Raw genomic sequence first — 25,786 nt, forward strand, 5'->3', positions numbered from 1 at the left:
CCCTCCGTTTTAATTAATTAATCTATAATTTTTCCCCATTAATTACGCCTTTGAACAGCGTTAGGAATAATATACGAATATCAAAAATAATGGTCCAGTTTTCTATGTAGTAAATATCGTGCTGAATTCGTTTTTCTATGGAAGTATCACCTCGTAAACCGTTAACTTGTGCCCAGCCTGTAATGCCGGGGCGAACCTGATGCTTCACCATATATAGTGGAATACTTTCTTTAAATTGATCCACAAAGAAGGGTGTTTCCGGTCTTGGACCTACCAGGCTCATATCCCCCTTTAGTACGTTGAAAAATTGTGGCAGCTCATCTATAGAAAACTTGCGTATAAAGGATCCAAATTTAGTTTTTCTGGGATCATCCAGGGTTGTCCAACCAGTTTCTTCTACGGCATTTACCCGCATAGATCGAAATTTATACATAGTAAAAGACTTTTTATTTAATCCAATTCGTTCTTGTTTAAATATAATAGAACCTGGTGACGATAGCTTTGTACCTATAACTGTCACTAACATAATAGGTACAGAAAATAATATCAGCACAAGTGAACCGATTATATCCATAGTTCGTTTTGCCATAGCATTAAGCAAGTTATCCAAAGGGATGCGCCTCATATTGATGAGAGGTATCCCTTCTATTTCGTCCATATATGGATTAGAAGGCATGTACCTAGAATAAAAAGGAATAACGGATAGTTTGGTACCCGATTTTTCACAACTGCTTATAATCTTAGGCAATAGCTGAAATTCATCGGCTTCTAAAGCGACAACAACTTCATCGGCATTAAATAAGTCAAGGGTTTCATAAATGTTATCATAATCTCCTAAATACCGTAGATGTTTTAGTGCTTTGCTGGCAGAAATGTAACCCAGTACAGAGAAGCCTAACGCTTTATTTTTATATACTGCGTTAAGATACTCTTTTGCCAGTGGGCCGGCCCCAATAAGGATTATATGCTTGATATTATATCCTTTTTGACGGTATTTTTTCAAAATATCACGCATAAAGTATCTTTTACAAGCTGTGCCTACTATGTTAAAAATAAAGAAAAACACCAATGTCCATCGGGACAGGTCAATCTTCTTAAACATAAAAAGACAAGTTAAAAGGAATACAATCCCTAAAAGATTAGATTTGATAATAAGCTCAAATTCTTTTAAAAAATCCTTTTGGCGAAAGGATTCATATAAGCCAAAGCCGGTATAGATTAGTAAATAAAGGGGGATAACCACAAGGCCTAAACTTATATATATCTTTAGTGTTACGTGTCCTGATTCACCTTGAAACACAGTGAAACGTATGATGTATGCAAGCACCATTGCCAAAAGAATAATAACGCCATCTGTAAAAATGTTAAATTGATTTAATACTTTTTGATTTTCCTTAATCATATTTGAATTTTCTCCTGAGTTCTAATTATATGGGAATATAGACCATAGGCATAGACATTATATTATAACATATTTAGAGGGAAAATGTGTACAGGATAATATAAAATAACATAAAATGTAATTATTAAAAAATTATTGCGCTTTTTGCCCATAAAATGGTATACTAGAGAATAATAGGGATTTATAAATAGTAAATTTAAAACTAACTAGTAGTGTTCATTGGGGAGAACGAAGCATGAAAAGGAATCAAAGGATTATAGGGATTTTATTGTCGCTGTCTTTAGTATTAGGAACATCTAATTTGGCGTATGGAGCTGTATCGGGAAAGACAGCATCAAGTAATGTGCTTGCGTATGTAAAGCCTGAAATTGTTGTGCAGTTAAATCAAGAGATGCAGATTTTCAAAGATGTAAAAGGACAGAGGGTGTACCCAATCGTTTACAATGGAAGTACATACCTTCCAGTACGTGCAATTTCTGCGCTGATGAATGAAGACATACAGTGGGACAACTATGGCAAAACAGTTTATATTGGGAAAACGTTTAATAATCCAAACAAATCAAAAGCTAAAATGAGTACGGAAAATAAAGGGGCGGCACAGGGGGTTGATCAAGAAGACTATGTTCAGCCAACTTGGAAATCTGCACAGGTAACTGTTAGTGTCAGATCAGACATTACCATAATGTATGATTTTGAGGTGCAGCAATTTAGGGATGCAAGTGAAAATCGTATTTACCCAATTGTATATGAAGGAAGTACGTATTTACCAGTTCGATCCATATCAGGAATGATGAAGAAGCAAATACAGTGGGACAATGTTACGAAAACTATAACCATTGGTGATAAGCAAGAAAAACAAGAGCAAGAAGCAGAGCCTTCTATATATACAAAACGGTTAAAGGCAGAGCTCGAAAGTGCTATTGAAATTTATGATCAAGCTACAGAGAAAATAGTAAATGTGCAAAAGACTACAGATGCTGCCATGAAAGTAATGCTGGCAGATTCTATTAGTGTAGATCTTAAAATTGCTGAAAAACAGACAATTGCTATAAATAATATGAAGAAAAGCAAAATGACAGAGGAAGAGCAAGCGGCGCAGGAAGCTCTATATAATTTTTCAAAGGTCTCAGAAAATTATTTGCTTATTTTAGAAAATATAGCATATTTAGCTGTTGCGAAGGAAGATTATTCTATGTTATCGGATACCTTTGTAAACCTTGCTTTGGACTCTCAGTCAAAAATGAATACGGCGAGGAAGCTTATAGAGGCGTTGTAGACTATAGAATAGAATAGTAAAAATAGATATTGCCAGTGCGATAGAAAGGGTGGGTTCTTTTACCCGCCCTATTTTTACGATAGCAGAAATACTTGCAACGAATTTATGACCAGTTGATGCTGGTCAGGATTTCCATTTCCCCAATTTATGAATTGTATGTATAATATGTAGAAGAGGACAAAGGTAATGGGTAGTTACAATAGATAATAAGTGAATAGTTCAGGAGAAAAAAGATGGTTAAATTTTCAAGAATTGCAATACTTTTATTGATAGATATTTGTATTGTAAACCTTTCATATATTGCAGCATTTTTGCTGAGATTTGATTTTAATGTAAATACTTCCGTATTTGATGCGTGGTTCGGGATATATGCCAATAATTTATTTCCAATTACTATAGCATGTTTAATTGCATTTAGCGTTTTTGGTTTATACACTAGTATGTGGCGCTATGCAGGCACAGAGGAATTGATAAAAATAGTTGGGGCTTCTGGAGTGGCACAGCTATTAGTTATGTTTTATGTAACCTTTTCTGTTTTGTCTATGCCACGAGGGATTTATATTATGGCATTTTTGTTTATGGTTTTTTTGTTATCAGCCTGCAGGATTTCGTATCGTTTTATAAGGAATTTAAGAAATCCAGGAACTTTTAATAGTTTTGTACTGAGGATTGGCAGGAAAGACCTCATTGGCGGAAACGTTACAAAAGTAATGATTGTGGGTGCTGGCGAAGCAGGAGCGTCTATGATAAATGAAATAAAGAACCACCATGAGTATGGTAAAAAAGTAGTGGTTGCCATAGATGATGATGTGTCCAAACAGAAACATCGGATCTGTGGGGTAAAAGTTTATGGCGGACGTGGTGAAATTAAGCATGCGGCCAGAAAATATGCAGTGGATGAAATCATTATTGCAATTCCTTCTGCAAATAAGAAAGCCATACAAGCCATAATGGATGAGTGTAAGCGTACTCGCTGCAAGATTAAGATGTTACCTAGTTTAATTGATTTAATAAATGATAAGGTTAGTATCAGTAAGCTTAGAGATGTAGATATTGAGGATTTTTTAGGGCGTGATCCGGTCCATGTAAACTTGCGAGAAATTAGCAGTTATATAGAGGGTAAAATTGTAATGGTAACAGGTGGAGGCGGATCAATTGGGTCTGAACTCTGCCGTCAGATTGCAAAATTCAGACCACGCCGGCTAATTGCTGTAGATATCTATGAAAACTCTGTATTTGAGCTTTCTAATGAAATTCGTGAAAACTATAGTTTCTTAGAATTTGAAATTGTTATTGCTTCTGTCCGTGATAAAAAACGAATGAGAGAAGTATTTGACAAGTATAAACCCCATGTAATTTTTCATGCAGCGGCTCACAAGCATGTGCCTCTTATGGAAAAAAATCCGAAAGAAGCAGTTGTAAACAACATTCTGGGTACCAAAAATATGATGGATCTAGCAGAAGAATTTGCAACAGAGAAATTTGTAATGATTTCAACAGATAAAGCGGTTAACCCTACTAATGTAATGGGAGCCACTAAGCGTGTAGGGGAAATGATATTACAGGAAAAAAGTCAAAATTCAAGAACTACATTTGCGGCGGTTCGTTTTGGAAATGTTTTAGGGAGTAATGGCTCGGTAATTCCTATTTTCAGAAAGCAGATTGAAAAAGGCGGTCCGGTTACCGTTACTCATAAGGATATAACCAGGTATTTTATGACCATACCAGAGGCTGTTGAATTGGTCATACAGACAGGCGCTATGGCACAGGGGGGCGAAATATTTATTTTAGATATGGGTGAGCCTGTAAAAATATTGGATTTAGCAGAAAATGTTATCCGGCTATCAGGATATGTCCCTTATGTGGATATTGATATTGCGGTTACTGGATTGAGACCGGGAGAGAAACTCTATGAAGAATTGCTACTAGATGAAGAGGGCATAGAGAAAACAGCACATAATAAAATTTATGTAGGTCATCCACTTCCGGCGAATCCAGCATTGAAAGCTATGCTGGATGCAGAAGACCAACAGGAATCCATAGAAAGTGAAGTGAAAAAAGTATCGGATATGAATGAAGCAGAGGTTAAAGAGTGGCTTCATGAAATTGTACCCAATTACACACCACAAAAATAGAGAAAGCGGCAAAGCGTATTGCCGATTGACGATATGAAGGAGAACCATGGATGGATTTAAAGATTGATATTACAAAGACAGGTATTTCCAAAGAAGAAATAGCGAAATATTCAGGGGATATAGAAAATGCCATGGAAAAGCTTTGGTCAGAAAAAGAAGAAATGACAGGCTGGGTCAAGTTACCCATGCAGATAGACCAAGAGGAGTTAGAGAAGATTTTAAATACCGCAATTGCAATTCAGGAACAGTGCGAAGAGATGATTGTGATTGGAATAGGAGGATCCTATCTGGGTACTCGTGCGGCAATTCATGCATTGGTGGGGTTTGATGAAGTTTATGGCACGGGTATACCCTCAAGTTTGTACCCTGCTGTGAAATTCGCGGGAAATACTATGAGTGCAGTTTATTTAAAAAAGCTTTTAGAGGATATTCGAACAAAAGAGGTGTCCCTATGTGTTATTTCTAAATCAGGAACAACGATTGAACCGAGCATAGCTTTTGCTGTGTTGAAAGAGGCCTTAATAAATAAATATGGAAAAGAAAAAGCTGCAAATAGAATTTATGCTATTACAGATGCTGCTAAAGGGGTGCTTCGGGAAGAAGTGGAGTGTGAAGGCTATGAGAGCTTTGTGGTACCAGATGATATCGGAGGCCGTTATTCAGTCCTTTCACCTGTAGGCCTTTTACCAATGGCAGTGGCTGGGATTGATATTAAGACTATGCTGGCCGGTGCAGAGGCAATGGCAACATCACCTAGCTGGGATTTTGATGCTGCAGATTATGCTGCTGTCCGCTATGCTCTTTTGCAATCGGGCAAGGACATAGAAATCTTTGAGTATTACGAACCACAGCTAGAATTCTTTGCTGAGTGGATAAAGCAGCTTTTCGGTGAAAGCGAAGGGAAAGATGGTAAAGGATTATACCCTGATTCCTTGCGGTTTAGTTCAGATTTACACAGCATGGGACAGTTCCTGCAAGAGGGACATCAGATTTTCTTTGAGACGGTTTTAAATATAGAAAAACCCTCCAAGGATATCATTATTCCTGAAAGTGCAGGAGAATTGTTGGCAGGTAAAAGCATCAATCAGGTGAATAAGGCAGCCATGGAAGGTGTAATGTCTGCTCATGAAGAGGCAGGAATTCCTATGGTTAAAATTGATATACCAGAGTTAGACGCTTTTTATTTTGGACAAATGATTTATTTTTTTGAAACTACTTGTGCCATTACATCATATTTAATGGGGGTGAATCCATTTAATCAGCCTGGGGTAGAGCAGTACAAAAGGGAAATGAAGAAAAGATTAACGGAGCTATAGGTTATCTAAAATTGAAATTAGAGAATCAACTGTAAGTTCTCTGAAAACAATGTACAGAATATAGGTAAAATCAGCTGGAAAGTGAAAAAATAAAGATTTGTATCCTAAATCAATGCTTTTCTCCTGTTTAGGGCAAGGTTTTATAAAATTGTGGCACATAAAATAACTATTTTGGGTTATAAGATGTTCGTAAAGCGGCAAAATGGAATCTAGCGTATTAATTTTGCCCTAATTTTTAATCAATAAAGGGTTTTAGGGCAAGATAGTTAGAAGAACTTGCCCTAAAATAATTCAATTAGTTAATTTAGGACACAAATGGAAAAAAACTAATCCGTTTATCCTTATAAAAGCTTAATCTTAATAATATCTTGAAGTTCTTTAACATCAATACCGCCGTCTGCACTCTCAAAGGTAATAATCAGGCGGTCTCCCAAGTTGATACCATGTTCTCGGTATAATAATATCTTTTTAAATGCCTTTTCCAAATATTCCGGGTCATCTATCAATCCAAAATGCTCCCAATATATGATTTTATTATCTCTTGGGCGAAGTATAGTAAAGTCAGGAAAAATCTTTACTTTACCTAATCGTAAAGCAGCTTCGTATCTGTAAGGAACCTGATAGGCATCTAACATACATGCTATTAGAGCCTCTGATTTGGAGCGAACCATTTCACCTTTTGAAGTTTGATGGACTTTATGCTCAGGATATTTATCTGTAGTTTCAAACTGCTCATGAATCCATGTCTTAACATCTTTAGTGTAAGATTCATTATAACATATTAAGGGAAGGTCTTTATATGTACAAGCCAATTTATTACTTATATCATCAGGAGAATAAGCTTGAAACTTTGTAATAAAAGTATCTAGAAGATGTATATTGTTAGAAATAGATTTTATTGATTCTTCTAAAAATCTACGCCTTTTCAATTGCACAACAAAAAAATATTGATTCTGCTTAAGTAGTTTTTGTTCAAACTGCCCAGTACTCGTTTTATATTGGTGATAATAATACACCTTATTATTTCTGTGTTTTTTGCATAACGTGCCTTTGGGAAGCTTTTTTAACTCCGTTTGATATTTAATGAGTAATGTCTGTTCCCATTGATATTCAGCGGTTAAAATACTTTTTATTTCTTCCATATATCCCCTATTAATACAACTCAAAAAACGAAAATAACTTTTTACCAGATTAGATAGGTTTAGCTAAAATGATTTACATATATTTACATTTTAATACGGAACAATAAAAAGTCAAATAAAATTTGACAAAATATTACATTATTGTATGATATAATCAAACAGAATAGCTACTTAAATCAGAAAATTCAAATATGGCAGCAATCTAATCGTTAAAAAAATAACGTTATAAAAATATAGAAAAATAGCAAAAACCCACGGATATTGGGAACTGTAAGGGTTGCATACAAAATACAAACATTGATTGCGTTAAAAAAAAAACAACACAAGTTTGAAGAATATGTTATAATATATTCAATAGCATTGATAATGCTTAGAAGGATGATTACATAAACTAAGGAGGACAATTGTGATGAAGAAAATTGGTGTATTAGGAACAGGTACTATGGGCGCTGGCATTATTCAGGTCCTTGCTCAAAATGGATACGAAGTGGTACTTCGAGCTAGAAGAGAAACTTCAGTTGAAAAGGGTATCGCTACAGTAAATAAGAATTTAGATAAGATGGTTGCTAAGGAAAAGATTACTGCTGCAGACAAAGAGGAAATCATGGGCAGAATTCACGGATCAACTGATATCTCTATCGTTAAAGATGCAGATCTTATTATTGAAGCGGCTACAGAAGACATGGAATCAAAGAAAGCTTTGTTTAAGGAATTAGATGAGCTTTGCAAGCCTGAAACTATTATAGCTACAAACACATCAGCCCTTTCAATTACTGAAATTGCTGCTGCAACAAACAGACCTGACAAGATTATCGGAATGCACTTCTTTAATCCAGTTCCAGCTATGAAGTTAGTTGAAATTGTTAAAGGGCTTACTACCTCAGATGAAACAAGAGAAACAATTCTTGCTTTAACTGCAAATCTTAAAAAGACTCCTGTAGATGTTGCAGAAGCTCCTGGATTTGTTGTAAACAGAATCTTAATTCCAATGGTTAACGAGGCTGTTGGTATACTTGCTGATGGCGTTGCTAATGCAGAAGGCATTGACGAAGCTATGAAGCTTGGTGCGAACCACCCAATGGGACCTTTAGCATTAGGAGACTTAATTGGTCTTGATGTTTGTCTTGCTATCATGGAAACTCTTTATAAAGAATTTGGTGATACAAAGTACAGACCTCACCCATTACTAAGAAAAATGGTTAGAGCAAATAAGCTAGGAAGAAAGACTGGTATTGGTTTCTTCGATTACAGCAAATAAAACTTAGTTTTATATAGAAAAATGTTTAGGTCATCTGTTTACAGATGACCTTTTAAATTTTGGGGAAATATGGATGCAAGAAGCCACATTTTTTCTTGCAAAATAGTACAAATTAGTATATATTGAAGAAATGAGTATAAAAGGGGAAGTAGAAATGAATAACAAAAAACAATTTGCACTATTTTTTTTAATATCGTTTGTAATATTCACAATAGCCCTTATGCCAGTGCGTTTTGCATTAGGAAAGGTTGGGGAGGTTCGTATATTCGGGGGTAGCGAATCAATTATGAAGGATATGGATTATATAGTGGATGAAAGTGGTCCGTATTATGAGTTATTCTCAAAAAGTAATCGTGTAAACATTTTAATTTTAGGGGATAATGACAAACTTACTGACACAATAATGCTTGCAAGCTATGATATGAAAAATCAAAAAGTAGATGTAATTTCAGTACCTCGTGATACGTACTATCCAAGACCTAAATATAAAGGGGCTGCAGCACAAAAAATAAATGCCGTTTATGGAAGTGAAGGCGTTATTGGAACAGCAAAAGCTGTTAGCGACACATTGCTGGGTATTCCTATTAACTATTATGCAATAATTGAGTTTAGTGATGTAGAGAAGATAGTAGATAAAATAGGCGGTGTACCTATGGATATTCCATTTACTATGAAGTATGATGATCCTTATGATAAACCTCCACTCCATATATATATTGAGAAAGGACAGCAGACCCTGAACGGAAAAAAATCTGTACAGTTCTTAAGATATAGGCATGGGTATCCAGAGGGTGATATTGGAAGAGTGAAGGCACAGCAGCAATTTATTCAGTCAGCAGTAAAACAGGCAATCGGTCCAGAACTACCAAGCGTAGTAAAATTGGGATTACAGGAAATAGACTCAGATATAACCTTGGGTATGGCAACAAAAATTGCAACCAAAGCAATTGGCCTTGATACTGAAAATATGTCAACCTATTTGACACCTGGTGGGCCAAAGACCGTAAATGGAGCATCCTATTGGTTTGCTGATACGACTAAAGTTGGTGAAATGATTGAACAAATATATAATCCACCAAGTAAAGATGAATCTGCAAGTGAAGATAAAGCACAAAATGAAGAAGATAAAGAATAATTCACCAAAATACTTAGGAGAGAGCTGCCACAAATTTTGCGGCAGTTCTTTTGATTTTGTAGCCACATTTTTGATTTATAGTATTTATTTTTACGCATAAATAGTATAAAATATAAGTTCAGGAATAATAAAAAGGGAAACGGAAACAAAACAAGAGAGGTTATAAACGGATAAATGAACAGAGCTGAGAAGAAACAAAGGGCAAGGGAACGAGAAGAAAGAGCAAAACAGAGAGAAGTTGAAAAAGCTGGATATGACTATTATGAAGATTATCAGATGGAACAGACAGCTAAAACAGGGAAAAAAATAAAAGTAAAAAAACAAACTAGCGGTGGCAAATTATTTTTAAGGACTTTTATTATTGCATTTGCAATTTTGACAGCAGGAAGTTTAGGAGTAACTTCGGCTATAGACAAAATTGCAAACTATAATCCCTTTGACCCGGGGAAAGAATATACTCCGGTGTTAGAAGAAGAATTACAATTAGAATCTCTAGTAGATGAAAACAGTCCTTTTTTTCAATCGTTTAAAGATTCTAAAAGAGCGAATGTGTTATTGCTTGGAGTAAACGGTGGTTTGACTGATACTATAATGCTTGTAAGTTTCGATATAGAAAATAATAAGGTTGCTGTTATCTCCATACCTAGAGATACATACTATGAAAGAAAAGGGTATAATGGGTTAGCGGAGAAAAAACTAAATGCAGCATATAAAGGGAATCCTGTAAATACGGCAAAAGCAGTAAGCAAACTGCTATGTGGTATGCCTATTAACTATTACGCAGTTATAGAGTATGATGGAGTCGAAAAAATAGTAGACTCAATGGGTGGAGTTCCTATGGACATTCCTAACATACAGAAAAAAGGTGGTATGTATTATAACGATCCTTATGACACACCTCCTTTAAAGATTGCTATTCCTGCGGGGCAACAGACTTTGGACGGCAAGCATGCAGTTCAGTTTTTACGATTTAGACATGGATATGCAGAAGGTGACTTAGGGAGAGTGAAGGCGCAACAGGAATTTGTAAAAAGTGCTTTCAGACAATGCATAGGTTTAAGCCTCCCTTCTGTTGCTAAAACTGTTTTTCAAAATGTAGATTCAGATATTACCCTGGGAACGGCCATAGGACTGGCAAGTAAAGCTGTTGGGATTTCTGGAGATAGCATTTCAACGTACACACTTCCCAATAACCCGGATCCAGAGCCTCCATTCTATGTTTATCCAGATAAGGATAAAACAGAAGATATGATAAGGCAGATCTATTCGGTCCAATCTGATGAAACCACTGAGAGTGCAGTAACGACAGATTAATATGTCAAATTTTTAGCTGACGGAGTGAAGCTTGTCGAAATAATTTAGAAATGTATTATATACCCCCGGGCTTGGGGGTTATATAATATTTTTGAAAGGGAATTTTTATGGAACAAAATGTTTTAAAAAATAAAAAAATCTCAGAGCTAAGGGAAATTGCAAAGGCTTTTTCTATCGAAGGATATGAGAAAATGAAAAAAGCAGAACTTCTTGAAGCACTTGGTGCCGGTGAAAATGCACAAGATGGAAATCATCCAACTGTTATTATTGATCCAGATATTATAAAAGAAGCTGAGACCACAGCTGCACAGAATGAAATGGCAGAGAACGTAAATGTAGCAGGAACAGGATCGGATAATAATGAAATACTTGACCAGAAGCCTCATAAAGACGACAGACCAGAAGTGGAAGGTATACTCGAATTGGCGGATGGCGGGTTTGGATTCTTAAGATTTTCAAATTTTTTAACAAGTGATAAAGATGTATATGTTTCACCGTCACAGATAAGACGATTTAATTTAAAAACCGGTGATAAAATAAAGGGAATATCAAGGAAACCAAATGAGGGGGAACGCTTTGGCGCATTACTTTATGTTCTTACTGTAAATGGTGATGAGCCGGGAGTGGCTATAAAGAGACCTGATTTTGATGATTTAACACCAATATTTCCTAAGGAAAGGATGTCCTTGGAAACGGACGCCAGAAGTGATACAGCTATGAGGCTTATTGACTTGGTTGCACCTATAGGAAAGGGGCAGAGAGGCATTATTGTTGCACCGCCGAAAGCAGGTAAGACTATATTATTGAAGAAGATAGCCAATACGATTGAGTCAAAGTATCCTGAGATTGAGATGATCGTTCTTTTAGTAGACGAAAGACCAGAAGAAGTGACCGATATGAAGAGATCACTTATTAGCGGAGAAGTTATTTATTCTACTTTTGATGAAATGCCTCAGCATCATGTAAAAGTTGCAGAGATGGTTTTGGCCCGTGCCCAGAGATTGGCGGAGCATGGGAAAGATGTAGTCATACTTCTTGACAGTATAACAAGGTTGGCGCGTGCGTATAACCTTGTGGTACCGGCTTCAGGCAGAACCTTATCTGGGGGTCTTGATCCAGGAGCATTACACAAGCCAAAGAAATTTTTTGGTGCAGCAAGGAAACTTGAAGAGGGTGGCAGTATTACCATATTGGCAACAGCTTTAGTAGAAACAGGCAGCCGTATGGATGATGTTATTTTTGAAGAGTTCAAAGGAACTGGTAACATGGAACTTCATTTGGATAGGAAGCTGTCTGAAAAGAGGATTTTCCCAGCTATTAATTTAAATAAGTCAGGAACAAGACGTGAAGATTTACTGATGAGTGCAGAAGAAATCGAAGCTGTATGGATGATGAGAAGAGCCATGGCTAATCTGGGGACTCAGGAAGTGACGGAAACAATTATTGATAATCTTGCTCATACAAGAAATAACGCAGATTTTATTCAAGTAATAAAGAAGAGTAAGCTTGCAGAACAAAAATAGAAGTAAGGAATGTACAAGAACTTACAATAGGAGCAAAATATGGATTTAAGTAAAATATTTTTAAAAGAAGCCTGCCCCACTAGCGTAGGCGGACAGGCGGTTATGGAAGGTATCATGATGCGGGGGGAGGAGCGCACTGCAATAGCCGTACGCATGCCAGATGGTACCATTCACCTGAAAACCGAAAAACTTAAGCCGAGGGGAAGACTGGATAAAATTCCCATTGTCAGGGGGGTTGTATCCTTTGGATCGGCACTTGTTACAGGGACCAAAACACTGATGTACTCTGCTGAAGTTTTGGAGAATTATGAAAACGACCATGCTGAAGAGCTGGCTAAAATGCGCGAAGAGCAAAGAGCGGCAGGAACAGACGAGGGTAGTATTAAAGGACCAGAATATTACGAAAAGGACAAATTCACTTTATGGGTTGAAAAGCACTTTGGTGAAAAAGCAGCATGGAACATTATGATTTATGCTTCAGTTGTGCTTGCGCTTGTCTTTACTGTAGGAATATTTATCGTTGTGCCAACAATTGCAGTTAACTGGTGCAGTGTATTAACTGAGAATGAAGTGGTTCTCAACTTGATTGAGGGTATATTACGTATTGTGTTATTTGCAATATATATATTACTGATTTCAAAGATGGAGGACATTAGGAGAGTATTTCAATTTCATGGAGCAGAACATAAAAGCATCCATTGTTTTGAAAATGGATTAGAACTTACGCCGAAAAACTGTCAGCAGTTTTATACCTTGCATCCAAGGTGCGGAACCAGCTTCCTGATGTTTATTATGGTTCTTAGTTTAATCCTATTTTCACTATTAGGGTGGCCAAATCTGATTTGGCGAGTGACATCTAGAATATTACTGATACCTGTCATAGCTGGACTTTCATATGAATTGTTAAAATGGGCAGGCCGCAGTGATAACAGCCTAGTAAGAATTTTAAGTTTGCCAGGAATATATTTACAGAAACTTACAACCAAGGAACCTGATGAAAAACAGTTGGAAGTGGCTATAATCGCCATGAAAGCCGTTATGGTTCCTAAGGAAACAGAAGAATTAGACCTTTATATGCCAAACTATGAAGCATATACAAAAGAGGTTTTATTAGGTAAATAACCAATCCAAGGGGGAACATATAAAATGGCGATGATTGTAAAAGAAATGCTGGAAATGGGGCAGAGAACACTAGAAGGAGCAGGTATCTATGATGCAAAGGTAGATGCTGAGCGCTTACTATGCTACATGCTCAAACTTGAAAGAGGAGAGCTGTTTATGATTTGGTCCAAAACTATGGATGACAGTCAATGCAATAGTTACTTTGAACTGATAGATACTAGAGCAACAAGACTGCCTTTGCAGCATATAACTGGCGTACAGCAATTTATGGGATATGATTTTAAAGTAGATAAGAATGTTTTGATTCCACGTTTGGATACAGAACTTTTGGCAGAAGCGGTTATGGATTATGCAAATTGCTTTAAGGGTAAAATAACGGTGCTTGATCTTTGTTGTGGAAGTGGTGCCATAGGAATAAGTTTAGCAAAGCTTTGCAAAAATATGAAAATTGTATGCAGTGATATTAGTGAAGATGCTATAAGAGTTACGAGGGAGAATGCCAAGGCATTAAAAGCAAATATAACCATAAAAAAAGGAGATATGTTCGATCCCTTTAAAGGTCGTATGGGCAATACTAAATTTGACATAATAGTTTCTAATCCACCGTACATAGAGTCTGAAGTTATTCCAACATTAGAGGAGGAGGTTCGAGTACATGAACCACAGCTTGCCTTGGATGGAGGAGAAGACGGTTTAGATTTTTACAGACAGATTTTAAAGGAAGCTCCAAAACACTTGAATAGAGGTGGAATGTTATTTTTGGAAGTTGGACACAACCAGGGCAATATCTTAGCAGATAAACTTGCACATATGGTGCAGTATACAGATATAGAAGTTAAAAAAGATTATAATGAGTTTGATAGAGTGTTAATCTGTAAAACTCAAGTGAAATAGAGAAAGTTAGTTTAAATGAATGCTAATAGGGAAAACAGAGTTCTTATATTTTTCGTTATAATTACAACAGCTATTTGTCTTAGAGCTCCCATTACATCGGTGGGCTCTATATTATATTGCATTGTAGAAGACCTGAATTTATCCAACACCATTGCAGGCGCTATTACTACGGTACCTTTAATAGTCATAGCTGTTTTGTCACCCTGCATCAGTAAGATTAGTGAGAAAACTGGTATTATCCAAGCATTATTGCTAGGAATGGTTACGATGTTATTGGGAATTATGCTTAGATCTTTTGGTGGCATATTTGGATTACTTTTGGGCACGGCATTAATAGGAGCGGGCATTGCTTTTGGCAATGTGTTGATTCCGGCAATTATAAAAAGTTTTTTTCCAGATAGAATAGGCACCATGACGGGTGTGTTTACGACTACCATGTCAATTTGCTCAGGAGTAGCAGCGGGCATCAGTGTACCTTTAGCGGCGGAACTGGGCTGGAGGTGGACCTTCTGTATTTGGGCAGTGACTGCTTTGCTGGCAATCATCATTTCTATAATTCAGATTAAAAGAATTCCAAATGTTAGCGATTCATGTGCAAAGACAGAAGTAAAAAGTCAAACGCAGAAACCATTATATAAAATTCCGTTGGCTTGGTGGATAGCTGTAATGTTTGGAGGACAGTCTTGTGTATTCTATATAATGGTTACCTGGCTGCCTACAATAGTTACTGACAGAGGAATTTCTGCTATGTCGGCAGGAGTAATTGCTACAATTTTACAGTTAGCTGCAATTCCTGCAAATTTTGCAACACCTATGCTGGCGGGGTACTTTAAAAATCAAAGCAGATTAGCGGTAAGTGTGGCAGGCCTTGGAATTATTGGACTCTTAGGAATACTATTTGCGAAGTCTATGTTATTATTTGCTATAAGCACAGGAATACTAGCGTTAGGATTAGGCGGAACTTTTAGTCTGAGTTTAGTGATATTTGGTATGAGAACCTCTGATGGCATACAGGCAGCCCGTTTATCAGGATTTGCCCAAAGCGCAGGTTATGTGATGGCTGCTATTGGGCCCACTTTGGCAGGAGCCATATATGATTTTTCTGGAAATTGGGTATTACCAATAACTGTAGCTATTGTGATAATGATATTTGATTTAGTGGCAGCTAACATTGCAGGGGCAGATCGGCAAATTTAGATAAAAGGGTTTTTGTAAAAACCTCTTGCCAATAATCAATGCTTTTGATATACTATACAAGCTGTAGTTTACAGTAATAATGCGGAGGCCGCGGGGCCAAGAGCAAGAGAGGTGCATAGCATGAAGGAAGGAATCCATCCAAGTTATAAGGAATGTAAAGTTACTTGCGCATGCGGCAACACGTTCATGACAAAGTCAAATAAGGAAGAGATCAGAGTTGAAGTTTGTTCATCTTGTCATCCATTCTTTACAGGACAACAGAAGTTCATTAACCGTGGCGGTCGTGTTGAAAAGTTTAAGACAAAGTATAATATCGACTAATGAAGTAGCTTTAAATTAACTGGAAATTTTAATTTCCAGTTTTTTTTTATGATAAATTATGTTATACTAAATAGTTAGTATGGAGAGGACTGGGCATTTGGGCCAAACGGTCCTGGTTCGGCGTTTAGATAGATAACCAATAAATTAAGGAGAACGATAAATGTTTGATAAACTGGATTTTATATTAGAAAAGTATGAAGAGCTTTCTTTGAAAGTTTCTGACCCAGAGATTATTAACAATCAGCCGGTTTGGCAGAAGCATATTAAGGAAATGGGCGAAATGGAGCCTATAGTAAATAAGTACAAAGAGTATAAAAAAGCCAAAGAGGACCTTCAAGCGGCAAAAGAGATGCTTGAAGAAAACGACGAAGAACTTCGTGAAATGGCAAAAATGGAAATTAATGAACTGGAACCTGCTATTGAAAGTATTTCAGATGAACTGAATATTTTACTTCTTCCAAAAGACCCTAATGATGAGAGAAATGTTATTCTTGAAGTAAGAGCGGGAACTGGTGGTGATGAAGCAGCATTATTTGGTGCTGACCTTTTAAGAATGTATATGCGATATGCGGAACGACGTGGATGGAAAACTGAGATTCTTGAGATGAATGACACTGGTATTGGCGGAGTTAAAGAAGCGGTAGTTCTAATAAAGGGTAAGGGAGCATATAGCAGACTGAAATATGAAAGTGGTGCTCACAGAGTACAGCGTGTACCTGAAACAGAGTCTTCAGGACGTATTCATACATCGGCTGCAACTATTGCAGTACTTCCTGAGGTTGATGACGTTGAAGTTTCTATTAACCCAAATGATGTTCGTGTAGACGTATACCGTTCATCTGGTAATGGTGGGCAGTGTGTAAATACAACGGATTCAGCGGTTAGACTTACTCATATGCCAACAGGATTGGTAGTAACCTGTCAGGATGAAAAATCACAAATAAAGAATAAAGAAAAAGCCTTTAAGGTTTTACGCTCAAGATTGTATGATTTAATGCAGCAGGAACAGAATAAGGAAATCGCCGACCAAAGAAAGAGCCAGGTAGGGAGCGGCGATAGAAGTGAAAGAATAAGAACCTACAACTTCCCACAGGGCAGAGTATCCGATCACAGAATTAATCTTACTATATATAAATTGGATTATTTCCTGGATGGTGATTTAGATGAAATTATTGATGGCTTGATTACAAGTGACCAGGCAGAGAAGATGAAAAACTTTTAAGGTATGAATAGATGGAAACTAAACTTTTAGACGTAACAACTGAAAATATCGAACTGGCGGCTGCACTGATTGCTGATGGCAAATTGGTGGCTTTTCCTACAGAAACTGTTTATGGACTTGGAGCAGACGCGATGAATGGCCGGGCAGTGGGGAAAGTGTATGCAGCAAAGGGAAGACCCAGTGACAATCCGATGATTGTTCATATAGCAGAGAAAGAGGAACTAGCCAGGCTTACACCTGTAGTTACACCAATTATGGAAGCTTTAATGGAGACATTTTGGCCAGGTCCACTTACTATGGTAGTAAGAAAAATGCCGGGCATTCCTGATGCTACAACAGGGGGATTAGACACTGTAGGCGTTAGAATGCCCTCTGATGAGATTGCAAGGAAATTAATCAGAAAATCGGGTTGTCCCATCGCGGCTCCCAGTGCCAATATATCAGGAAGACCAAGCCCTACAAAACCAGAGCATGTGGTAGAGGATTTACAAGGCAGAATAGATGCAATCCTTATGGGGCATGATTGTCAGGTAGGGATTGAATCTACAGTTGTAGATGTAACGGATGATATACCTACCATCTTAAGACCAGGTATTATCACCCAGAAAGATTTAGAAAAGGCTGTAGAAAAGCTAGGCAAGAAAGTTGAAATGGACCCTGCTTTATTTGTGAATCGCCCAAGGGACGTTTCCGATAAGGATTTTAAGCCGAAGGCTCCTGGTATGAAATATAAGCATTATGCTCCAAAAGCAGAGATGCTGATAATTTCTGGGGAAATAAGTAAAGTTAAGGCTGAAATAGAAAAATTGAAAGCTGAGAATGAGGCAAAAGGAAAAAACGTAGGAGTGATATTATTTGGAGACCACCAGTTCAAAGAGGCGGCTCACGACTTTTTTGCTAAACTTCGAGACTTTGATGTACAAGCGGTGGATATGATTTTGGCAGGAGCTTTAGATTCTAATGATGGAGTAGGCTTTGCGGTAATGAATAGAATGCTGAAATCAGCAGGATACAGCATTTTAAATGTATAAAAACACCATATATGCAAAAGAAAGGAAAGCAAATATGAAAATAGCAATGGCATGTGACCACGGCGGTTTAGAACTAAAAGAAAGCATTAAAAAGTATTTAGAAGAACAAGGAATTGAAGTTCTTGACTTAGGAACAAATACAACAGATTCTGTTGATTACCCTGAGTATGGAAAGGCATGTGGTGAGGCGGTAGCTTCAGGCAAAGTCGAAAGAGGAATTGTTTGCTGTGGAACAGGCATTGGCATTTCGATTGCAGCAAATAAGGTAAAGGGTGTAAGATGTGCATTATGTACAGATGCACACATGGCAGAAATGACAAGAAAGCATAATGATGCGAATATCCTTGCTATGGGTGGAAGAATTATAGATGTAGAAACAGCAAAGAATATTACACAGACTTGGCTGGATACAAAATTTGAAGGCGGCAGACATCAGCGCCGTATAGATATGTTAAACAATATGTAATAAATTAAATAATTAAATGCAAGCAATGCAGGGAGGAAACAATAAATGGGTAAAGTATATGTATTTGATCATCCGTTAATTCAGCACAAGACAGCAATGATTAGAAAGATAGATACAAGTGTAAAAGATTTCAGAGAAATGGTTAGAGAAATCTCCATGCTTATGGGATATGAGGCTACTAGAAATCTTCCACTTGAAGATGTTGAAATTGAAACACCAATGTGCAAGACAACCATGAAGATGCTTCAGGGTGAAGATATTGCCATAGTTCCAATTTTAAGAGCTGGTCTTGGAATGGTAGACGGAATGTTAGCACTTGTTCCAAATGCAAAGGTTGGACATGTTGGACTATATAGAGACCCAGAAACTCACATTCCTGTAGAGTATTACTGCAAATTGCCAACGGATATTGTAAAAAGACAGGTATTTGTCGTTGACCCTATGCTTGCTACAGGCGGTAGTGCTATTGCTGCTATTGATTTTATAAAGGACAAGGGAGCAAAAGACATCACCTTTATGTGTTTGATTGCTTCTCCTGAGGGGATTGAAGCCTTACAAAAGGCTCATCCGGATGTAGATATCTTTATTGCGGCTAAAGATGAAAAGTTGAATGAAAATGCATATATTATTCCAGGTTTGGGCGATGCTGGGGACCGTTTATACGGTACAAAATAATTGAAAATTTCTAGCAGCTAATAACTGCTGAAATTCTGTATGAGACCTGCAATCCACATCACTGATGTGGGCAGGACTTCAAATGTAGGATTTAGTCACTAGTGCAGAAAAGGTGGCTGATTGGAGGAAGTAGTATGAATTTTATACCAGATAACGTGAGTAAGCATGATAATGTATTTGACGTGCTGAAGGAAAGAGGCTTTATTGAGCAGTGTACGAATGAGGAAGAAATTAAGGAACTTTTAGGAAAAGAAAAAATAAAGTTCTATATAGGATTTGACCCAACCGCAGATTGCCTGCATGTAGGTCACTTTATGCAGGTTATCATCATGATGTACATGCAGAAGTATGGGCATACCCCAATTGTTTTAATTGGCGGAGGAACTGGAATGGTAGGGGACCCGTCAGGCAGAACGGATATGCGTCAAATGATGACGACTGAAACTGTACAGAACAATTGCAATGCTTTTAAGAAACTTTTTGACAAATTTCTTGATTTTGATAATGAATGGGTATATACAGGCGGAGATGGTAAAACTATTGGCAAGGCTTCGGCAAATAAGGAGCCGGATCCGGGAAAAGCTATTTGTGTAAATAATGCGTCTTGGCTTATGAATCTTAACTATATTGAATTTATCAGGGATATTGGAAGACATTTCTCTGTAAATAATATGTTGCGTGCAGAATGCTTCAAGCAGAGATTAGAAAAAGGCCTTTCTTTCCTTGAGTTTAATTACATGCTTATGCAGGCATATGATTTTATGGTAATGGCTAGAGATATTGACTGCAAGATGCAATTTGGTGGAAATGATCAATGGTCCAATGTACTTCAGGGTGTTGATTTGACAAGACGTGAAGTAGACAAACAGGTTTACGGCATGACTTTCTCTCTTCTTACAACCAGTGAAGGCATTAAGATGGGTAAGACTCAGAAGGGCGCTTTATGGCTGAATGCTGAAAAGACTACTCCGTATGAGTTCTATCAATACTGGAGAAATGTTGCAGATCCTGATGTAAACAAATGTCTTCGTATGTTAACTTTTCTTCCTATGGAAGAGGTAGAAAGACTATCGTCTCTTCAGGATGCAGAAATTAACAAAGCAAAAGAAGTTCTGGCATTTGAAGTTACTAAGCTTGTTCATGGTGAAGAAGAGGCTGAAAAAGCTCAGGAGGCGGCCAGAGCTGCATTTAGTGGCGGTGGTGATATGAGTAATATTCCAACAACTAAAATGGCAGCTGCTGACTTTGATGGAGACGGAATGGGCATAGTTAACCTAATTAAGATGCTTAAGTTAGTGCCTAGCAATGGAGAAGGTTTTAGAACCATTGAGGGCGGTGGACTTTTAATTAACGATGAAAAAGTTACAAACCCTAAAATGATGGTTACAAAAGATATGTTTAAAGAAGGTGCCATTATTATTAAAAAAGGTAAGAAGACCTTCCATAAGGTAGAAATCTAAAGGCTTTAAAATGAGATTCTGAAAGTTAGAAACTGAGCAATGTGGTGCTCCCAATAAGGGGGCACCTTTTCTTTTTTTGAAGCTATCAGGACAGACTAGGCAATTGAATTTCGGACATAAATCCTTTATTCTAAAAGATATCAGTGAGGCTAAAATATACAGAAAGCAATTAATAAAAATGAACCAAAATACAAAAGGTCGTCTCTTATATATGTGTACACGGAAAGGAGATAAACATGGAAGATAATAGTGCAGAACTTGTTATAAGACTGCAAAAGGGGGATAAAGCTGCTTTTGATAGAATTTTTAAGTTATATAAAGTTAAAGCAGTAAGGACGGCATACCTTTTAACGAATAATAAAGCTTTAGCTGAAGACATTACCCAGGAGGCTTTCGTTCAATGCTATCTAAAAATTAGAAACCTTAAAAACCCAATGCAATTTAAAACCTGGTTTTTTAAGAGCTTAACAAGAATTGCATGGAGAATGTCTGCAAAAGAAAAAACAGTTGTACCTGTTGAAAATATATTTGAGCTTGCTGATTACAAAGACACAGAACAAATTGAACTGGATTTTATTAATAAAGAAAATGCGGAAAAGATTATGTCAGCTGTTAATAGGCTTGAAGAAAAACAAAAAACAACAGTTTTGCTTTATTATTATAATGAATTTTCTGTTTCAGAAATTGCAAGTATTATGGGATGCTTTGAAGGAACGGTAAAATCAAGGCTGCATACTGCAAGAAAAAATCTAAAGAAAAGTCTGCAGATACAAGAAACAGGTACGGGGGAGGGTGTGACAGATGCGGTCATTTATAAGGTTTGAGGATGAGTTAAAACAAGCAGTTGGGCAGAAGGCAAAAGAAATGAATCCTTCTGCGGATATGTTTGAAGTGATTAATATGAAAATTGAAAGTAGAAATAGGGAGGAACAATATATGAAAACAGGCAGATGTAAAAAGACTAGAGGAATTTTAGTTGCTTGTATGTTATTAGTGTTAACAACGGTTGCTTGCTTTGCAGCAACAAAAATAGTAAATTATTCAGGAAGCTTAGATAATAAATTCGAAAGTTATCCTAGCGAGAGACAAATGGAAAAGGTTGCTGGTTTTGTTCCTAAATATCTTGAGGAGTTTGAAAATGGGTACAAATTCAAAGTAGGTTTCGTGGGTGAGTATGAAGGTAAAAATGTAGAGAACAATACAACAGTAATGTTAAAATCCGCAGATTTTACTTACCTAAAAGGGGATTCAGAACTATATTTATATATTATGGAAAAACCAGAAGGTGTTGAGTTTGACAATGGTTTAGAAGACGGAAAAAAAATTGCGGTTTCAGGGAAAAATAATGTGTATTATTATGATTATTTAAATAAACTTAAGCCGGCGGATTACGTTATGACAGAACAGGATAAGATTGATGAAGCTAATGAAACTTATGTATTTTCTTTCGGAGAAGATTATGATTGTGTAAAGCATATCCAGATACTGGGATGGGAACAAGATGGAATTAGTTATTCTTTAGAATGTTACGATGATAAGCTGACAAAAGAAGAACTGCTGCAAATGGTTGAAGAAATCATTGAGAGCTAAACGGAAAAAAGTCAAAAGAGGCCATCTGCAAATTTTATTATTTGAGATGGCTTTTGTTTTATATAATCTTAAGATTTCTTAAGATTATATAAAGAGTTTTTTAAGAATAAAAGGTTAAATTGAGAGGGTAATTGGCAGAAATGAAAAATTTTTGAAAATAATTGGTAAAAATGTGAAACGTTTTTGCAACTGGTTACGTCTTATATAGTATAGGATTATTGGGACTGGAGATTTTATTGTCGAAAAAAGTAATTGTTTGTCAAAAAATATCTAAAACAGGGGATTGACAGTGTACTACTACAAGTAGTACACTGTAGACACAGAAGGTGTATTGTGAAGTAGTATGTCATAAAAGAGTGGGGGCTCTTGACATATGAAGACAAACAATTAAATTGCTTTAAACTGCGAACTCTAGGGGTGGAGTTCGCTTTTTAAACTTGTTGTAAATAGAGGGGAGACTGATGGAACCGCTAATTAAAGTAAAAAATGTCAGAAAAATATATAGAATGGGCGATGAAAAAGTTGTAGCTCTAAATAATGTAAGCCTGGAAATATATAAGGGAGAAATTGTATGTTTCTTAGGGACTTCGGGGTCGGGTAAATCAACCTTTCTAAATATGGTTGCAGGGCTTGAAAAACCTACAAAAGGCCAGATTTTTATCGGAGGGATACCTATACATAAATTAAATGAAGAGAAGGTAACTTTATTTAGACAAAAAAATATTGGATTTATTTTTCAGGCTTATCATTTACTACCAATGCTGACAGCTGCTGAAAATGTCAGCCTTCCCTTAATTTTTAGAGGTATCGATAAGAAAAAAAGAAATAAAATTGCAGAAGATGCACTGAAAGCAGTAGGACTAAAAGGGTATGGAAATCGTAGACCTACACAAATGAGTGGAGGACAACAGCAGAGGGTTGGAATTGCAAGAGCATTAGCGGGAACTCCTAAAATTATCTTTGCAGATGAACCCACAGGAAATTTGGATACCAATACCACTAAGGAAGTAATGAGCCTTATTGTAAATCAGGTACGACAACATAAACAGACCTTAATAATAGTAACTCATGACAGAAGCATTGCAAATTATGCAGATAAAGTAGTAACAATTCAGGATGGAAATATACTAAGTGTTACTGTAAAGGATAGTGTAGAGAAGGAACAAGAAGAGGGAGAAAAGAGCGATGAACAGTAAAAGAAGTATTGTAAAACGTGGGTTGGGTCTATCAATGGCAATAGCTATGGTGTTCTTATATTCTTTAGCACCAGGATTTATGCCAGCACTTGTAAATGATAGTGTTGCTTATGCAGTCACTAATGGCGGAGTCAAAATAGAAACGATAGGGTCCCCAGGAGGAATGCAGGGAGATAAAAATATTTCTGTAGGTTTTCAAATTGAAAATAATAGAGATGAAACGGTTAATGTACAAAATTTGACCTTGAATATTGAAGGTGCAGGTATTAATATTAACCAAAATGCAGGAAGTGTGTCTATACCCTCAGGGGCCAAGCAAACGGTAAGTTTTATGGTAGAAGTAACAAAATCAGCTAACACAGGAGAAAGAAATTGCAGGTTTTCTGCAAATCTGAAAGATTCTGGGGGAGCAGATTTGCCTAATCAAAAAACTTTGGAACAAAGTACAACTTTTACGGTTTATGAAAGACTATCCACAGATAATAGAGACTCTAAAACTGTAGCAGGAGTGGATATTTCTCATGCAGTACAACCTGCCGGAGGCTTTGTTCAGGGCAACGATAACAAATTGACAATTGAAGTGTACAACTATGGAAACACAACCCTCAAAAATGCAGTAGTCTCTTTGAATCTTCCAGAGGGTTTATCCATTTATAATGGAAGTAATCAAACCCAATTGGGATATGTATCCGTTGGGACAAGAAAGACAGTAGAGTTCCCTATTACGGTAAAAGAAGGCATAGAAAGCAAGAACTATCCAATAGAGGTTGAAGTTTTAGGTCTTAACTATATGAATGGAGACGTTGAAGCAAAGAAAACTTTCTATATTCCTATAGAAGGATCAGGGAATGTTAGTACTGACAACATTTCCATAACAAATGTAAATATTCCAGAGCAGGTCAACTCAGGACAACCTTTTAATCTTGCATTTACTGTTCAAAACACTGGGAATTCAGAGATTAAAAATGTTAAAGTAGCAGTGGAACCTGCTGAAGGTATCATTAATAAATCAAGAAATATTTTTATAGATAATATTCCAAAAGGTGGCAGTAAGCAATATAATATCAAGCTTTATTCTTTTGATGGGGCAGATCAAAAAAGCTACCCTATTAAAATAATGGCATCTCCTACTAATGCCGCTACTTCGGAAAAGGATACCGTTACTGGTGTAACGCAGTACGCCACAGTTACTATTCTATCGGATGGATCAACTGCAAAAAAACCACAATTGTTAATTGACAATTATTCTTATGGTGGCAGTGTTGTTCAGGCTGGGACAGATTTCTATTTAAATATAGGGCTATTTAATACTTCAGGTAAAACCCTTTCAAATGTTAAAGTTTCTTTAACAAATGAAGATGGTGTGTTTGTACCGGTAGGTGGAAGTAATTCATTTTTTATTGATAGTATTAAAGCAAAAGGACATTATACAAAAAGTATCAGGTTAAGTACAAAACCGCAGGCAGAGCAGAAAACCACACCTATAACAGTAAAAATGACATATGAGGCTGGTTCTGGAGATCCCCTTGAGGCAGATGATGTTATAGCTATTCCGGTAACACAAAAAACCAAACTGGTTGTGGATGAAATTGTTCCACCAGCAGAAGTATATGTAGGTCAGCAGGGTACTTGCGAATTAGAATTTTACAATATGGGGAAAACGGTTTTAAGTAATTTAAGGGCAAACTGTGAAGGCAATTTTGATGTTATGGAATCCAATAGTTATTATGCGGGAAACATGGAAAGTGGAAAAAGTGACAGTTACAGATTTAATTTTGTACCAAAAGAAGTAGGCCCAATGACAGGAACTATAACATTTACATATGAAGACGGAAAAGGAGAAGCTCAATTCCTTGAAGTGCCATTTACTTTTGAAGTTATGGAGGCTCCGGTATATGATGAAGAGAATCCTGAAGACATGCAGCCTGAAAAACACACTCCATGGGCTCTTATTATAGCAGGAGGCGTTGTTGTGGTAGGTATTATTGCAGGTATTTTGTTTAAAAAACATAGAAAGAAAAAGCTTAATGCAGCGCTTGAGATAGAAGATGACTATGACATAGAAATCGCGGAGACTGAGGACGTAAATAAAAAGCCAGAGGGCAAATAAG

General features: G+C 36.8%; 22 protein-coding genes. 20 read left to right on the forward strand and 2 right to left on the reverse strand.

Going from position 1 to position 25,786, the window contains the following annotated elements:
- Positions 1 to 22: 22 nt before the first annotated feature.
- Positions 23 to 1,402: an undecaprenyl-phosphate glucose phosphotransferase gene (locus tag RTW14_RS00840; protein WP_312647449.1), complete on the reverse strand. Its 1,380-nt coding sequence runs from the start codon at positions 1,400 to 1,402 to the stop codon at positions 23 to 25.
- A 235-nt stretch (positions 1,403 to 1,637) separates the two neighbouring features.
- Here RTW14_RS00840 and RTW14_RS00845 point away from each other — a divergent pair, with 235 nt between their 5' ends.
- The 3 genes from RTW14_RS00845 to RTW14_RS00855 all read left to right on the forward strand — a co-directional run bounded on the left by RTW14_RS00845 (position 1,638) and on the right by RTW14_RS00855 (position 6,129).
- Positions 1,638 to 2,678, forward strand: coding sequence for a stalk domain-containing protein (locus RTW14_RS00845; RefSeq protein ID WP_312647451.1), 1,041 nt, complete (start codon positions 1,638 to 1,640; stop codon positions 2,676 to 2,678).
- A 233-nt stretch (positions 2,679 to 2,911) separates the two neighbouring features.
- Positions 2,912 to 4,813 carry a polysaccharide biosynthesis protein gene (locus tag RTW14_RS00850; RefSeq protein WP_312647452.1) on the forward strand — a complete coding sequence of 634 codons (1,902 nt, stop codon included), beginning with the start codon at positions 2,912 to 2,914 and terminating at the stop codon, positions 4,811 to 4,813.
- A 50-nt stretch (positions 4,814 to 4,863) separates the two neighbouring features.
- The gene (locus tag RTW14_RS00855; protein WP_312647453.1) at positions 4,864 to 6,129 is read left to right on the forward strand and encodes a glucose-6-phosphate isomerase; all 1,266 of its coding nucleotides are present in this window, start codon (positions 4,864 to 4,866) and stop codon (positions 6,127 to 6,129) included.
- Positions 6,130 to 6,470: 341 nt separating this feature from the next.
- Here RTW14_RS00855 and RTW14_RS00860 read toward each other — a convergent pair whose 3' ends face one another.
- Positions 6,471 to 7,271 (reverse strand): hypothetical protein, encoded by an 801-nt coding sequence (locus RTW14_RS00860; protein ID WP_312647454.1) that lies wholly within the window; start codon positions 7,269 to 7,271, stop codon positions 6,471 to 6,473.
- A 409-nt stretch (positions 7,272 to 7,680) separates the two neighbouring features.
- Here RTW14_RS00860 and RTW14_RS00865 point away from each other — a divergent pair, with 409 nt between their 5' ends.
- From RTW14_RS00865 to RTW14_RS00945, 17 genes are all read left to right on the forward strand, one after another.
- Complete coding sequence (locus tag RTW14_RS00865) at positions 7,681 to 8,529, forward strand: 3-hydroxybutyryl-CoA dehydrogenase (RefSeq protein WP_312647455.1); 849 nt, start codon at positions 7,681 to 7,683, stop codon at positions 8,527 to 8,529.
- A 154-nt stretch (positions 8,530 to 8,683) separates the two neighbouring features.
- Complete coding sequence (locus RTW14_RS00870) at positions 8,684 to 9,664, forward strand: LCP family protein (protein ID WP_312647456.1); 981 nt, start codon at positions 8,684 to 8,686, stop codon at positions 9,662 to 9,664.
- Positions 9,665 to 9,838: 174 nt separating this feature from the next.
- Positions 9,839 to 10,978, forward strand: coding sequence for an LCP family protein (locus RTW14_RS00875; protein ID WP_312647458.1), 1,140 nt, complete (start codon positions 9,839 to 9,841; stop codon positions 10,976 to 10,978).
- 107 nt (positions 10,979 to 11,085) lie between these two features.
- Positions 11,086 to 12,501: a transcription termination factor Rho gene (rho, locus tag RTW14_RS00880; RefSeq protein ID WP_312647460.1), complete on the forward strand. Its 1,416-nt coding sequence runs from the start codon at positions 11,086 to 11,088 to the stop codon at positions 12,499 to 12,501.
- A 39-nt stretch (positions 12,502 to 12,540) separates the two neighbouring features.
- Complete coding sequence (locus RTW14_RS00885; RefSeq protein WP_312647461.1) at positions 12,541 to 13,623, forward strand: DUF1385 domain-containing protein; 1,083 nt, start codon at positions 12,541 to 12,543, stop codon at positions 13,621 to 13,623.
- Between the two features lie 24 nt (positions 13,624 to 13,647).
- A complete protein-coding gene (gene prmC / locus RTW14_RS00890) occupies positions 13,648 to 14,517 on the forward strand; it encodes a peptide chain release factor N(5)-glutamine methyltransferase (protein WP_312647463.1) in 870 nt (289 codons plus the stop codon).
- A gap of 15 nt (positions 14,518 to 14,532) precedes the next feature.
- Positions 14,533 to 15,714, forward strand: coding sequence for a CynX/NimT family MFS transporter (locus tag RTW14_RS00895; protein WP_312647464.1), 1,182 nt, complete (start codon positions 14,533 to 14,535; stop codon positions 15,712 to 15,714).
- Positions 15,715 to 15,834: 120 nt separating this feature from the next.
- A complete protein-coding gene (gene rpmE / locus RTW14_RS00900) occupies positions 15,835 to 16,035 on the forward strand; it encodes a 50S ribosomal protein L31 (RefSeq protein WP_312647466.1) in 201 nt (66 codons plus the stop codon).
- Positions 16,036 to 16,195: 160 nt separating this feature from the next.
- Complete coding sequence (gene prfA / locus RTW14_RS00905) at positions 16,196 to 17,257, forward strand: peptide chain release factor 1 (RefSeq protein ID WP_312647468.1); 1,062 nt, start codon at positions 16,196 to 16,198, stop codon at positions 17,255 to 17,257.
- 11 nt (positions 17,258 to 17,268) lie between these two features.
- Positions 17,269 to 18,288: an L-threonylcarbamoyladenylate synthase gene (locus RTW14_RS00910; protein WP_312647470.1), complete on the forward strand. Its 1,020-nt coding sequence runs from the start codon at positions 17,269 to 17,271 to the stop codon at positions 18,286 to 18,288.
- Positions 18,289 to 18,322: 34 nt separating this feature from the next.
- A complete protein-coding gene (rpiB, locus tag RTW14_RS00915) occupies positions 18,323 to 18,754 on the forward strand; it encodes a ribose 5-phosphate isomerase B (RefSeq protein ID WP_312647471.1) in 432 nt (143 codons plus the stop codon).
- Positions 18,755 to 18,799: 45 nt separating this feature from the next.
- Complete coding sequence (upp, locus tag RTW14_RS00920) at positions 18,800 to 19,429, forward strand: uracil phosphoribosyltransferase (RefSeq protein ID WP_312647473.1); 630 nt, start codon at positions 18,800 to 18,802, stop codon at positions 19,427 to 19,429.
- Between the two features lie 134 nt (positions 19,430 to 19,563).
- On the forward strand, positions 19,564 to 20,889 hold the full coding sequence (tyrS, locus tag RTW14_RS00925; RefSeq protein WP_312647474.1) for a tyrosine--tRNA ligase: 1,326 nt from the start codon (positions 19,564 to 19,566) through the stop codon (positions 20,887 to 20,889).
- Between the two features lie 236 nt (positions 20,890 to 21,125).
- Positions 21,126 to 21,713: an RNA polymerase sigma factor gene (locus RTW14_RS00930; RefSeq protein WP_312647476.1), complete on the forward strand. Its 588-nt coding sequence runs from the start codon at positions 21,126 to 21,128 to the stop codon at positions 21,711 to 21,713.
- Positions 21,691 to 22,479: a hypothetical protein gene (locus tag RTW14_RS00935; protein WP_312647478.1), complete on the forward strand. Its 789-nt coding sequence runs from the start codon at positions 21,691 to 21,693 to the stop codon at positions 22,477 to 22,479. The genes RTW14_RS00930 and RTW14_RS00935 overlap by 23 nt, the downstream gene beginning before the upstream one ends.
- A gap of 461 nt (positions 22,480 to 22,940) precedes the next feature.
- On the forward strand, positions 22,941 to 23,675 hold the full coding sequence (locus RTW14_RS00940; protein WP_312647481.1) for an ABC transporter ATP-binding protein: 735 nt from the start codon (positions 22,941 to 22,943) through the stop codon (positions 23,673 to 23,675).
- Positions 23,665 to 25,785, forward strand: a complete 2,121-nt coding sequence (locus RTW14_RS00945) for a COG1361 S-layer family protein (protein WP_312647485.1) — start codon at positions 23,665 to 23,667, stop codon at positions 25,783 to 25,785. The genes RTW14_RS00940 and RTW14_RS00945 overlap by 11 nt, the downstream gene beginning before the upstream one ends.
- Position 25,786: the final 1 nt, after the last annotated feature.

The organism is Aminipila sp., from assembly GCF_032051575.1.
In the GTDB taxonomy this organism is placed as follows: domain Bacteria; phylum Bacillota; class Clostridia; order Peptostreptococcales; family Anaerovoracaceae; genus Aminipila.